This window comes from Microcella pacifica (assembly GCF_009371975.2).
Taxonomy (GTDB): domain Bacteria; phylum Actinomycetota; class Actinomycetes; order Actinomycetales; family Microbacteriaceae; genus Microcella; species Microcella pacifica.
Map to the genome: position 1 here is coordinate 16,964 of NZ_VIKT02000026.1, position 11,101 is coordinate 28,064.

Here is an 11,101-nt window from a genome sequence, read left to right on the forward strand (position 1 = left end):
TTGATGGCGCAGAACTGCGCCGTCGCACAGGCTATCAGCACGACTCGTGCGTTCCTAGTGAACGACGCGCTCGCGCAGTGCCGTGATCGTCGCGGAGTCGAGGCCCCGGGCACGCAGCAGGTCGAGGATGCTGCCGTGCTCGTGGCGCATGACGCGCAGCATCGTCGCCATCGTCTCCGCCGGCGCGGCGAAGAGCGCTCCCCCCGCGGCCGGATCCAGGCGAGGCGCATCGTGGTCGCGCACGACCGCCTGCATCATGGGCGAGATCCGGCGCATGATCGCGGGCATGACGGCGTCGGTGCGCGCGTAATCCGCGATGATGACCTCGTCGTCGGCGCCGAGCACGCCGAGCACGGCGGCCGTGAAGACACCCGTGCGGTCCTTGCCCGCCGCGCAGTGGAAGAGCGCGGCCCCCGAGGCTGAGGCCGCGACACGCAGACCGGCGATGAGCTGCGGGGCGGTCTGCTCGGCGATCTGCACGTACCACGTGCCGACGCCCTCGGGAGTGAGGGACGACACCGCGGCGGGGCTCATGCCGGGGGCTGCGGCGGTCGCGCTCAACGGCAAGTGGTGGTAGCCGACCGGGTAGCGCCGCAGCGGACCGCGACCCGCGACCTGCGCCTCGTGGGGCGAACGCAGGTCGAGCACATCGCTCAGCCCCGTCTCGTGCAGCCGCCGCGCCTCGCCCTCGGGGATCGTCGACACGTCGTCGCTGCGCCACAGGACGCGGTCGCGCAGCGTTCCCTCGGCGACGGGGAGCCCCCCGAGGTCGCGCCAGTTCGCCAGGGGGGAGGTCGGCAGACCTGAGTCGGCGTCGGCCGGGTGGTTCTGCGATGACGGTGCGGAATCGGTGGAGGTCACGAGAGGCTTTCCGGTCGGTGCGGGTCGTCGAGCGCGTCATGTCGCCGTCGGCAACGACAGAGGCTGGGTCACTCGGGTTCTGTGTCCTCGGGCCCGGGCGGGGGGCCCTCGTGATCGATGACTCTCAGACCGATGACACCCGCGAAGGCTTCGACGCGCGCGGACCCCAGTCTGCCACTGAGCGGTGCGAGCGGCCTGTGCCCGTCGAGCACCCCACAGCCTCGGCCGCTGGCGCCGATCGAGCCAGCGGCCGATCGAGAGCCCCGCGTGGAAGGGAATGACGCTCGCGCCGAGCGGCCCGCGCACGACGAGAGCCTCACCATCGGAACGCACGCTCGTGCGCCACCGCAGCGTGACGACCCACACCGCGACCACGAGCCAGCCGAAGGAGAGCAGCGCTGCGGCGGCGACCACGAGCCGAGCGGGTGTCGGCACGACGCCCTCGAGGGCGAGCGCGATCGCGCCGACGACGACCGCGCTGACAGCAAGGACGAGGGCGGCGCCCCACCGCCCCAGCGGGGCCCGCAGCACGGCGTGCGGTCGGCCTGTCACGGCCCCGCCGCGTCCGACTCGCCCGTCGGCAGTCGCGGGACGCTCTCGAGAAGAGTCGAGGGGTGCGGGCACAGCGCGCTCAAGCGGGCCCGCTCGGCGGCGTTGCCGCGCGCCGCCGCGTACGGGTCCCACCCAGGGGTGACACCGCCGGAGACGATCGCGAAGGGACCCTCGGGGACGGGCGGTGCGTGCACGCCGCTGCGGCGGAGGCACGAGGGCAGGCCGACGCGCACGTACTCCGTGACCCACGCCACCTCGATCGGCCCCGGATCGTTCACTGCGAGGCTCGGCGGCGGAAACCGCGACTCGCAGCTGTAGGTCGCGAGGTCGAGTGCGCGGGCGCCGTCGGTCTGCTCCGTCGGCACGTCGGTCAGCCCCGTCGCCTCGTAGATGCACCGGGCGAACACGAGCTGCCACTGACCCGGCTCAAGCCACGCTTCGACGTCGTGCTCGGGCAGCTGCACCGAAGGCCACCGGCTGAGCAGGTACTCGGCATGGCTTTCGAGCAGCACCTCGACGCGACCCTCCAGGCGCTCATGGCGCTCCGTCGCCACGTCGTCGAGGTCGAGCTGTGCGGTCGGCGACGGGGCGCAGCCCGCGAGGAGCGCGCCGAGGGCGACCGCGAGCATCCCGACCGCACCCGTGCGTGCCGTCACGGCGCACCCTCGAGAAGCGCCTCGGGAGGCGGGCACTGCGCGCGGGCGCGCTGCTCGCGCACCGGATCGCCGACGAGCGCCACGAAAGGATTCCACGCGTCGACGGCGCCCCACTGGTCGACGAACTCCGATTCGGAGGGCAGGGACGGCGGCCGATGGCCCGACGCGAGCAGGCACGGCACGAGCACCTCGCGGCTGTACTGCCACGCCCAGGGGCCTTCGATGTCGGCGACCTCGTCGGCGTACCAGCCTCGGGAGGGGTACCGGGACTGGCAGACGAGAACAGCGACATCGGCGAGGAAGAGCTCGCGCGGACCCTCGGCGCTGACCCCACTGAAGTCGACCCTCTCGCCGTCGTCGGCGGGGCGAGCGCCGACGACGCCCTCATCCTCGAGGCAGTCCGACATGATCTGCGCCCACTCGCTCGCAGCCACCCACCGCTCGACCGAGGTCTGGGGCAGCGTGACGGGGCCCCACCGGTCGCGCAGGTACCTGGTCGCCCGATCGAGGTCGACCTCGAACGCTGCCGCGGCAGCGCGATCGCGGTCGCGCATCGTCTCGGCGAGCGAGTCTTCCGCCTCCCCCGCGGGCGCAGCACAGCCGGCAACGAGGGCGACGAGAAGCAGGGATGCCGCGGCGGCGGCCGCACGTGCGCGCGCGCCGCCTCCGCCGCGCTCGGACGCCGCACCGCGAAGCATGACGTCAGGCTCGCACGATTGGCGCCGAATCTGCTGACAACCGTCGCGCCCTACGATCGACACGCTGCCCGCGCAGGGCGCGCTCAGCGACGGCGCTTCTGCACCCACTCGATCGCGTAGCTGAGCACGATCGCGAGACCGCCGATGACGAGCAGGATGCGGAAGAAGCCGCGAAAAGGGCCCAACCAGTTGGCGAACGCCAGCACGACGGTCACGAGCAGGACCGTGACGATCACGATGCGCACGGCGCTCAGCCGTCGCGACGGAGATCGTGATCGTTCGCGGGTCATCGGCCCATCGTGGCAGACCTGAGTATCGACCCATCGCCGGGAACGACGAAGGCCGCCTCCCGCAGTTGCGGTGGCGGCCTTCGCGCAAGAAGTTCGCGGTGTCAGTCGACGACGCGCTGACGCACAGGTGTCAGCGGCGCAGACCCGTTATCGACGGAGGCCGAGTCGCTCGATCAGCGAGCGGTAGCGCTCGATGTCGATGTCCTGCAGGTAGCCCAGCAGGCGGCGGCGCTGGCCAACGAGCAGCAGCAGGCCACGACGTGAGTGGTGGTCGTGCTTGTGCTCCTTGAGGTGCTCCGTGAGGTCCTTGATGCGACGCGTGAGCATCGCCACCTGGACCTCGGGGGACCCAGTGTCACCGGGGTGGGTTGCGTACTCGTCGATGATCGCCTTCTTGACGTCTGCTTCGAGTGCCATAGATGGGATCCCCTTCCTGCTCGTTGCGCGGCGCCCTGGGCGGGATGCCCGAGCTCTCTTTGTCCGCGGCCGTTGGACGGCAACCTTCAGATACTACCAGCCGGGACCTTCGTCCTCATCTCACCCGAAACTCTCGCGCGCACGGCGCACGGCGAGCAGACTGAACCCATGCTGCTGCCCGCGATCATCCTCATCACCCTCGCCCTCGTCTTCTACACGATCGGGGTGTGGGCAGAACGTGCGCAGAAGGTGCTGAAGGGCTGGCACGCCGTGTTCTTCGGGCTCGGCCTCGCCGCCGACGCGAGCGGCACCTACCTCATGAGCCTCATCGCGATCGCGTCGCGGGCGGCCGGGGTCGAGCAGAGCATCCTCACCCAGATCATGGCGGTGACGGGCGTGATCGCCCTCGTTCTCATGGCCGTCCACCTGCTGTGGGCCGTCGTCGTTCTGGTGCGCGACCGCGAGGCCGAGAAGCACCGCTTCCACCGGTTCTCCGTCGTCGTGTGGGCGATCTGGCTCGTGCCCTACCTGACGGGCGCGATCGGCTCGAGCCTCGGCTGAGTAGGGATTCCATGACGACTGCACCCCTCACCTACCGCGTGAGCGCCCGTGCCGACGCCGCATCGGCCAGCGTGCACGCCGCCGATGACGAACTGCTTCTCGAGACCCGATGGCAACCCGCGGAGCCGAGCGGTCACCCGGGGCCCGCCGAGCTGCTCGCGAGCGCCTTCGCGGCGTGCCTGCTCAAGAACGTCGCCCGCTCGAGCGCGCTGCTGCCCTTTTCCTACGAGAGCGTGGAGGTCACGGTCGTGCTGCATCGGCAGGATGCTCCGCCCCGGTTCACCGCCCTCGAGTACGCCCTGCACCTGGTCACGAGCGAGCCCGCGCACCGCGTCGAGCTGCTGCACCGCAACCTGCAGAAGTTCGGAACGGTGTACAACACCCTCGCCGCCGTGTGCGAGGTCACCGGAACCGTGACGAGCAGCCCGCCCGCATAGTGCGCCGGTAGCCTGGGCCGCGTGACTGCGCCCCTGCCGAGTGTGCTGTGACGGCCGCCCTGCCGCTCGTCGTCGACGTGCTGCTCATCCTCGCCCTCGTAGCGGCCGTCGTGCGGGGTGCGCGTGCCGGCTTCGTCTTCACGCTCGGCTCGACGATCGGCGCGATCGTGGGCGCCGTCGCGGCCGTGGTGCTCGTGCCCGTGCTCGCAGCCTGGGTGCCCGACCCGCAGTGGCGCATCGCCGCCGTCTTCGCCGCCATCGCGCTCCTCGTGATCGGAGGCCTGAGCCTCGGCGAGGGGATCGGCCACCACTGGAGACGGCGCGTGCGCAAGCGGCTACGGGTACTCGACCGCGTCGTCGGCGCGGTCGCGGGCGGTGCGGTCGGCGTGCTCGTCGTGAGTCTGCTCGGCTCGACCGTCACCGCACTCGGCATTCCCCTCGTCTCGCCCGCCGTCGCGAGCTCGACCGTGCTCAGCACGATCGAGCGGTACACGCCCGACCCGCTGGCGCGAGCGCTCGGGCAGGTGCGCGGGCTCGTCGTGAGCGAGGGCATCCCCCGCATCGCCGACGCCCTCGGCGCACTCGACTCCGGCCCGCCGCCGACCATCGACGGCGGGAGCCCGGCCCTCACGGAGGCCGCGCAGTCCGTCGGACGGGTGACCGGCGCCGCCTACGCGTGCGGGCAGACGCAGTCGGGCAGCGCCTTCGTGATCGCCGACGACCGACTGCTCACCAACGCCCACGTCGTCGCGGGCGTCACCGAGCCGACGGTCGAGCTGCCGGGCGTCGGGGGCGTCGCAGGGCGCATCGTGTACTTCGACGCCCAGCAGGACGTGGCCGTGATCGCCATCGACGGGCTCAGCACGGCGCCCCTCGCACTCGGGGAGACGCTGCCGGACGGCACGGTCGCCGTGCAGGGCTACCCCTTCGGCGGCCCCTTCGCCTCGACGGGGGCCGAGATCGTCGACGTGAGCACGATCGAGGCATCCAGCATCGACGGCGGCTCCCGCGCGCCCCGCGAGTCGTACACGCTCGCCGCCGACGTCAACCCGGGCAACTCGGGCGGGCCCGTGCTCGACCTCGACGGCCGCGTCATCGGCATGGTCTACGCGCGCTCCGCCACGCGCGACGACATCGGCTACGCGCACACCATGGCGGAGCTCGATGACGTCATCGCCGCGGCGCCGCAGCTGACCGATGCGGTCGGCTCTGGACGCTGCACGACCGGATAGGCAGGCCGCGACGGCGCACGGCGGTCAGGGAACGAGGACGATCTTGCCGCGCAGGTGCCCCGACTCGAGCCGCGTGAAGGCCTCGCGCACCTCGACGAGCGGGTAGCGTGCCGCGATCGGCACCTCCACCTCCCCCGAGCCGACGAGGGCGACGAGCGCCCGCAGGGTCGGAGCGTGCACGGGCCCGCGACCCACGCGGCGCACGCCGAAGGGCTCGGGGTCGGTCGCGATCGTGTTGATGCGCTCGGGCGGCACGCCGAGCTCGAGCGCCGCGCGGATCGTCTCGGGGCCGTGCTGGTCGAACACGGCCGTGATGCCGTCGGCAGCAGCATCCCGCAGCCTCTCGGTCAGCCCCTCGCCGTACAGGACCGGCACGACGCCGCGGGAGGTGAGCCAGTCGTGATTGCTCTCGCTCGCCGTACCGATGACGCGCAGGCCCCGGGCGACCGCGAGCTGGCACAGGATGCCGCCCACTCCCCCCGCCGCTGCCGAGACGACGATCGTGTCGCCCTCGGCGAGGGTCTGCGACTCGAGCGCGTCCCACGCCGTCTGGCCGGCGAGCGCGAGACCGCCCGCGACCTCGAGGTGCACGTCGTCGGGCACCGGGGCGATCGCCTCGGCCGGTGCCAGCACCAGGTCGCACGCCGCCCCGCTCGGAATCGAGCCGAAGACACGATCCCCCACGGCGATGTCGCTCACGTCGCCCCCGACCGACTCCACGACTCCGGAGAACTCGCGACCGACGGTCGCCGGCAGCGACACTGTGAAGCGCGACGTGCCCCGCCGGATCTTGTAGTCGACGGGATTGAGGCCGGTGGCCGCGAGCCGGATGCGCACCTCGCCCTCCTCGGGAGCGGCAACGGTGATCGTCTCGATGTCGATCACCTCAGGGCCGCCGACCGAGTGGTAACGAGCGGCGCGGGCGGGCACGGGCGCGGCAGGAGACGAGTCGGCGGTCGGTGCGTCAGCGCGAGAACTCATGCCCTCCACTCTAGGCACGCTCCGTTGGGCGACATCGGGACCTTCGCCCCTACCCCTGCGGCGCCCACCGGTCTGAGATAGGGGAATCGGCACACGCGACGACGGGAGGGCGATCATGGTCATGGGATTCGGGGAGATCACCGAGCTCGATACCGAGGACTGCTGGCGGATCCTGAGCGCGACCGAGCTCGGGCGCATCGCCGCGAGCGCGGGCGACTCGATCGACATCTTCCCCGTCAACTTCGCGGTCGACGATCACGCCATCGTGTTCCGCACGGCTCCCGGCACGAAGCTGCTCGAGCTCGCCATCAACGACCGGGTCGCGTTCGAAGTCGACGGGCACGACGAGGCGACGGCATGGAGCGTCGTCGTCAAGGGCCGTGCCGAGCGCGTCGAGCGCCAGAGCGACATGGATGCCGCCGAGGAGCTCGGGCTCAGGCCGTGGATTCCCACGCTCAAGTACCGCTGGGTGCGCATCGAGCCCACCGAGGTGACGGGCCGCCGGTTCGCACGCGGGCCGGAGCCCGAGCGGTTCTGACGACCGTCAGGCGCCGAGCGGGCCGCGCACGATCGAGTCGCCCGAGTGCGTCGGGTCGCCGTCGAGCGGCTCCTGGCTCACGTCGACGATCGAGAAGCGCTCGAGGTCGACCGAGTCGGGCACGATGAACTCGCCCTCAGTACCGTTCAGAAGTCCAAGGCTGATGAGCCCGTCGACCGCTTCCGTGAGCAACCAGACCTCGCGCACCCCGTCGCCCGTCGCGCTCGCGTCGAGCGAGACGCGCAGAACGCGCTCCCCCGTCGACGTCTGCGCGAGTTCGGCGGACCCGGTCGAGTCGGTCCACTGGGGCAGCGCTTCGAGCTCAGCGCTCGCGAGAATCTGCTCGCCGAGGCGCGGCGACGCGGCGTTCCACGTGAGCACGGCACCGACGATGAGCGCGGCGGCTGCGGCGACGCCGATGAGGGGTGCGACGACGCGGCGTGCGCGACCCGAGCGGCGCGCGCGCACATCGGCGAGCGACACGACCGGCGGCGGCGGCACGGAGGGAGCAACCTCGGGAGACAGGCCCAGTTCGCGCTGGATGCCCTGCCAGACCCGCGCCGGCGGCTCCTGCAGCTCGGCCTCACCGAGGGTGGAGCGAGCCACGGTGACGGTCTCCTGGAGTTCGGCGACCTCGTGGCGGCACGCGGCGCACGCCTCCACGTGGGCGCGCTCGGACGCGGTCGTGGACTGCTCGCCGAGCGCGAGCAGTGCCGCGGTCTCCGGGTCAAGATGCCTCATGGCTCACCTCCAGTCGTCCTCTCAGTCTCACCAGACTGCGCCTGATGTGCGATTTCACCGTTCCGATCGGCATCTGCAGCCGTTCGGCGATCTGCGTGTGGGTCAGATCGTCGAAGAACGCCAGATGCACGACGGCGCGCGCCGTCGGTTCGAGCTTCGCCATCTCGTCGGCGATGAGGAGACGGTCGGCGAGGTCGACGTCCGATGCCGGCGCCACCTCTTCGCGCGTGATGGCCGTGACCTCGGCCGTGATGGTGCGCTCCTTGCCGCGCAGGGCGTGCATATCGGCGATGGTGTGCCGAGTGATGCCCACGAGCCACGCACCGAGCGCCGACCGATCGGGATCGTAGCGATGGCGACCCTGCCACGCGGCCACGAAGACCTTCTGCGTGACGTCTTCGGCGTCCGTCGCGTCGCCGAGCGACCGCACCGCGAGCGAGTAGACGAGGGATGCCCAACGCGAGTACATCTCGGCGAGAGCTCTCTCCTCGCCGGCCACGAAGCGTCGAGCGAGCTCGGCCGTGGCCTCGTCCGTCATCGTCGTCACCGCGGTGTACCGCCTCTGGTCGTCCTGCCGGGCCATGCCCGGTGCGCTCGTGCGGGCCATCGTAACCTGCGCGGCTGTCATGCGACCTTCTCCGCCGTCACGATGTAGTTGTCGAGGTACTGCCCCGCCCCCCGCCAGTCGTACTCGCCGCCGCAGGTCATGAGAACGAGGTGCGGATCGCCCGTAGCGGTGAACACTCGGTCGAGGGGAACCTCGTCCTTATCGATGCGCTCGACCGAGACGACGCGGTAGTCGTGGACCTCGCCCGCGTCGTCCGTCACCGTGATCGCCATGCCCTCGCGAGACTCGCGCAGGCCCGCGAAGGGCCCGATCCCTTCAGGTAGCGAATCCACGTGCGCGGCGATGACGGTCGCCCCCGTGCGGCTGTCGGGCGCGGACCCGTAGGCGTACCACCCGGCGACGAACGGACTCTCCGGGAGCGACATGTATCCGTCACCTTCGATGCCGTGGGCCTCGACCCGCATGTCGATGCCGAGGTCGGGCATCCGCACTCGGGCCGGCGGAGTCGTCTTCTGCTGCAGCAGCTCCAGCGTGGAGACGGTCTCGACGTTCGAGAGCACGATCTTGGTGTCGCGCGCAGAGACGCCCCGCTCTCGGACCTCTGAGGATCCGAGAGCGGAGCATCCAGAGAGAAGCAAGAGGCTGGCCATGGTGAACCCGATCGTCCGGGCCAGCCCCTTGCTTCGGCTCATGGTCGGCACTGCCCCTTAGCGCTGGGCCGACACGGTCTGACGACGCACGAGGATGCCCGCGGCGACGAGAACCATCAGGAGGAGCGCGGCTCCACCAGCGGCCCAGCCGAAGCCGGCACCGGCGCCCTCGTCGACGAGACCCGCGCTACCGGCGGGAACGCCGTCGGGGGTCGTGAGACCGCCGATGGTGAACACGACGGCCGAGAAGTCCTCGCCGTCAGGCCCGAAGGCGTGCACGAGGATGTTCGTGCCCGCGGGAAGGGTGACGTCGCCCAGCTCGATGGCCGGGGTGTCGGCGTCGGGACCCGCGTAGACGTTCGGGTAGGTGGCGGCAGCCACGTCGAGAACGCCCTCGTCACCGTTGGACAGCGGGCCCGCGAGCTCGGTGCCGTCGGAGAAGACGCTCACCGCGCCGACGTTGGCCGTGTGACGGACGGTGATGAGGCCGTTGCCGACCTCGCTCGTCGTCAACTGGTTCTCGAAGACCGAGACGGTGAAGTCACCGGCCGGCTCGGTCGGGTGCGCGACAACCGTGTACGAGACACCGGCCTCGAGCGACAGGTCGTCGTTGAACAGCTCCGAGTCGTCGGCCGTGTTCGTGATGACGACGTTGTAGTCGCCCGGTGCGAGGTCGCCGAGTGCGTCGATGCCCACGTTGGGGCTCGCAAGGCCGGGGCCGGCAGCGACGCCGGGGCCGACGTCGTCGAGAGTGATGGTGCCCGAGGCGATGTTGATGTCGACCGTCGCGCCCGGGAAGGCGTGGACGATGTAGACGTCGGCCGTCTCATCGGTCACGGCGTTCGCTGGGGCCGCAAGGCCGACGGTGGCGAGGGTGGCTGCACCCAGGCCAGCGAGAATTCGATTGCGCATGGTTCCTCCTTGATCTGTGCCTCGCGACGGAGCAACCCGGCGAGGCTGTCGGCGGAAGTGCCTTCACTCATCACTTCCTCAGGAGGGCCCCGAACGGATGCGCCTCAACCTGGCAACCCGCTGAGAACGCGCGCTCAGGTGAGGATCGCGGAGTAGCGCACGAGGGTGACGCCCAGACCCACGACCCACAGCACGAGGTTCACGGCGCCGGCCGCGAGCCCCGCGACCGCGAAGGGTCGACCCGTCATCGCGCCCCTGCGCGTCTGTCGCAGAGCACGACGCCCGAGCACACCGCACGCCACGAGCAGAGCGGCGTTGCCGAGGAACAGCAGGGTCAGCGTGGTCAGGAACGGTGCCCACGCACCCTCGGGCTGCCCCGCGTTGATCGCCTCGACCGCCTGGACGCCGAACATCGAGGCGAGCGCGTTGCCCCCGACGGAGACGAGCAGCGGCGCCACGCCGGCGAGGAGAGAGCCGACGGCCGCCCGACTGAGGGGGGCGGGGGCGGGCTCTGGCAGGGGGATGCGCGCCGGGATCGCCGTCTCGCGCGCCGCGGGCGGGGAGTGCGGTAGGGGCGGGGAGACGGGGGGCGCAGGGTTCACCGGGGCGGCGGGGCTCACCGGGGCGGCGGGGCTCACCGGGGCAGCAGGGCTCACCGGCGTGCTCGGCGCCGCCGCAACCTCGAGCACGGGAGGAGCGGGCGCATCCTCGACGACGTCGATTCCGGGGCGCGGGGCGACCGCCGTGCCGCACCGCGTGCAGAACCGCGCGCCGTCGCGCAGCGGGCTGCCACAGGCGATGCAGCTCTCCATGCCCGCCCCCTGCTTCCCCGTGTCGACGTTCCCGAGCATGCGATGCTCCCTGTCGGTCAGGCTAGCAACGCACTGCCCCCGAGGTGCCTCATGTAGGAATGCCCGCGAAATGGTTCCCGTGCCCCAGTTAAGTATGCCCGCGAAGCCGGGGGTCAGCTCGCGGGGCGTAGTTTGATGCCGCGGGTGGTGTCGGGC

Annotated in this window: 16 protein-coding genes; 4 read left to right on the top strand and 12 right to left on the bottom strand. The window is 71.3% G+C overall.

Annotation, left to right across the window (positions count from 1 at the left end):
* Positions 1–54: 54 nt before the first annotated feature.
* The 6 genes from FK219_RS11960 to rpsO all read right to left on the bottom strand — a co-directional run bounded on the left by FK219_RS11960 (position 55) and on the right by rpsO (position 3,474).
* Positions 55–861, bottom strand: coding sequence for a tyrosine-protein phosphatase (locus tag FK219_RS11960; RefSeq protein WP_152584152.1), 807 nt, complete (start codon positions 859–861; stop codon positions 55–57).
* A 36-nt stretch (positions 862–897) separates the two neighbouring features.
* Complete coding sequence (locus tag FK219_RS11965) at positions 898–1,413, bottom strand: hypothetical protein (protein WP_152584153.1); 516 nt, start codon at positions 1,411–1,413, stop codon at positions 898–900.
* On the bottom strand, positions 1,410–2,069 hold the full coding sequence (locus FK219_RS11970; protein ID WP_152584154.1) for a hypothetical protein: 660 nt from the start codon (positions 2,067–2,069) through the stop codon (positions 1,410–1,412). Before FK219_RS11970 ends, FK219_RS11965 begins: the two co-directional genes overlap by 4 nt.
* Positions 2,066–2,767, bottom strand: a complete 702-nt coding sequence (locus FK219_RS11975; RefSeq protein ID WP_152584155.1) for a hypothetical protein — start codon at positions 2,765–2,767, stop codon at positions 2,066–2,068. The genes FK219_RS11970 and FK219_RS11975 overlap by 4 nt, the downstream gene beginning before the upstream one ends.
* An 83-nt stretch (positions 2,768–2,850) precedes the next feature.
* Positions 2,851–3,057, bottom strand: a complete 207-nt coding sequence (locus tag FK219_RS11980) for a hypothetical protein (RefSeq protein ID WP_152584156.1) — start codon at positions 3,055–3,057, stop codon at positions 2,851–2,853.
* Positions 3,058–3,204: 147 nt separating this feature from the next.
* On the bottom strand, positions 3,205–3,474 hold the full coding sequence (gene rpsO, locus FK219_RS11985) for a 30S ribosomal protein S15 (RefSeq protein ID WP_152584157.1): 270 nt from the start codon (positions 3,472–3,474) through the stop codon (positions 3,205–3,207).
* A 168-nt stretch (positions 3,475–3,642) separates the two neighbouring features.
* On the opposite strand from rpsO, the gene FK219_RS11990 reads away from it, so the two are divergent.
* From FK219_RS11990 to FK219_RS12000, 3 genes are read left to right on the top strand one after another with little or no spacing between them, the layout of a single operon-like run.
* Positions 3,643–4,035 (top strand): HsmA family protein, encoded by a 393-nt coding sequence (locus FK219_RS11990; protein ID WP_152584158.1) that lies wholly within the window; start codon positions 3,643–3,645, stop codon positions 4,033–4,035.
* Positions 4,036–4,046: 11 nt separating this feature from the next.
* On the top strand, positions 4,047–4,472 hold the full coding sequence (locus FK219_RS11995) for an OsmC family protein (RefSeq protein ID WP_152584159.1): 426 nt from the start codon (positions 4,047–4,049) through the stop codon (positions 4,470–4,472).
* Between the two features lie 47 nt (positions 4,473–4,519).
* Positions 4,520–5,704, top strand: coding sequence for a MarP family serine protease (locus tag FK219_RS12000; protein ID WP_152584160.1), 1,185 nt, complete (start codon positions 4,520–4,522; stop codon positions 5,702–5,704).
* A 24-nt stretch (positions 5,705–5,728) separates the two neighbouring features.
* On the opposite strand, the gene FK219_RS12005 is transcribed toward FK219_RS12000, so the two are convergent.
* The gene (locus tag FK219_RS12005; RefSeq protein ID WP_165638140.1) at positions 5,729–6,685 is read right to left on the bottom strand and encodes an NADP-dependent oxidoreductase; all 957 of its coding nucleotides are present in this window, start codon (positions 6,683–6,685) and stop codon (positions 5,729–5,731) included.
* Positions 6,686–6,800: 115 nt separating this feature from the next.
* Between FK219_RS12005 and FK219_RS12010 the strand changes: the two genes are divergently transcribed.
* Positions 6,801–7,223: a pyridoxamine 5'-phosphate oxidase family protein gene (locus FK219_RS12010; protein WP_235923943.1), complete on the top strand. Its 423-nt coding sequence runs from the start codon at positions 6,801–6,803 to the stop codon at positions 7,221–7,223.
* Between the two features lie 6 nt (positions 7,224–7,229).
* Here FK219_RS12010 and FK219_RS12015 read toward each other — a convergent pair whose 3' ends face one another.
* The 5 genes from FK219_RS12015 to FK219_RS12035 all read right to left on the bottom strand — a co-directional run bounded on the left by FK219_RS12015 (position 7,230) and on the right by FK219_RS12035 (position 10,945).
* Complete coding sequence (locus tag FK219_RS12015; protein WP_152584163.1) at positions 7,230–7,964, bottom strand: anti-sigma factor; 735 nt, start codon at positions 7,962–7,964, stop codon at positions 7,230–7,232.
* The gene (locus FK219_RS12020; RefSeq protein ID WP_235923944.1) at positions 7,951–8,592 is read right to left on the bottom strand and encodes an RNA polymerase sigma factor; all 642 of its coding nucleotides are present in this window, start codon (positions 8,590–8,592) and stop codon (positions 7,951–7,953) included. Before FK219_RS12020 ends, FK219_RS12015 begins: the two co-directional genes overlap by 14 nt.
* On the bottom strand, positions 8,589–9,224 hold the full coding sequence (locus FK219_RS12025; RefSeq protein WP_152584164.1) for a class F sortase: 636 nt from the start codon (positions 9,222–9,224) through the stop codon (positions 8,589–8,591). Before FK219_RS12025 ends, FK219_RS12020 begins: the two co-directional genes overlap by 4 nt.
* A 15-nt stretch (positions 9,225–9,239) precedes the next feature.
* Positions 9,240–10,094 carry a DUF4397 domain-containing protein gene (locus FK219_RS12030; protein ID WP_152584165.1) on the bottom strand — a complete coding sequence of 285 codons (855 nt, stop codon included), beginning with the start codon at positions 10,092–10,094 and terminating at the stop codon, positions 9,240–9,242.
* 134 nt (positions 10,095–10,228) lie between these two features.
* Complete coding sequence (locus FK219_RS12035) at positions 10,229–10,945, bottom strand: zinc ribbon domain-containing protein (RefSeq protein WP_152584166.1); 717 nt, start codon at positions 10,943–10,945, stop codon at positions 10,229–10,231.
* Between the last annotated feature and the right edge of the window lie 156 nt (positions 10,946–11,101).

What these genes read in the sequence shown, in the direction of transcription:
- FK219_RS11990 (WP_152584158.1), top strand. Translation starts at nt 3,643, where the DNA reads ATGCTGCTGCCCGCGATCATCCTCATCACCCTCGCCCTCGTCTTCTAC.
- FK219_RS12010 (WP_235923943.1), top strand. Translation starts at nt 6,801, where the DNA reads ATGGTCATGGGATTCGGGGAGATCACCGAGCTCGATACCGAGGACTGC.
- FK219_RS11980 (WP_152584156.1), bottom strand. Translation starts at nt 3,057, where the DNA reads ATGACCCGCGAACGATCACGATCTCCGTCGCGACGGCTGAGCGCCGTG.
- FK219_RS12015 (WP_152584163.1), bottom strand. Translation starts at nt 7,964, where the DNA reads ATGAGGCATCTTGACCCGGAGACCGCGGCACTGCTCGCGCTCGGCGAG.
- FK219_RS12035 (WP_152584166.1), bottom strand. Translation starts at nt 10,945, where the DNA reads ATGCTCGGGAACGTCGACACGGGGAAGCAGGGGGCGGGCATGGAGAGC.
- FK219_RS12005 (WP_165638140.1), bottom strand. Translation starts at nt 6,685, where the DNA reads ATGAGTTCTCGCGCTGACGCACCGACCGCCGACTCGTCTCCTGCCGCG.
- rpsO (WP_152584157.1), bottom strand. Translation starts at nt 3,474, where the DNA reads ATGGCACTCGAAGCAGACGTCAAGAAGGCGATCATCGACGAGTACGCA.
- FK219_RS12020 (WP_235923944.1), bottom strand. Translation starts at nt 8,592, where the DNA reads ATGACAGCCGCGCAGGTTACGATGGCCCGCACGAGCGCACCGGGCATG.
- FK219_RS11995 (WP_152584159.1), top strand. Translation starts at nt 4,047, where the DNA reads ATGACGACTGCACCCCTCACCTACCGCGTGAGCGCCCGTGCCGACGCC.
- FK219_RS12025 (WP_152584164.1), bottom strand. Translation starts at nt 9,224, where the DNA reads ATGAGCCGAAGCAAGGGGCTGGCCCGGACGATCGGGTTCACCATGGCC.
- FK219_RS11975 (WP_152584155.1), bottom strand. Translation starts at nt 2,767, where the DNA reads ATGCTTCGCGGTGCGGCGTCCGAGCGCGGCGGAGGCGGCGCGCGCGCA.
- FK219_RS12030 (WP_152584165.1), bottom strand. Translation starts at nt 10,094, where the DNA reads ATGCGCAATCGAATTCTCGCTGGCCTGGGTGCAGCCACCCTCGCCACC.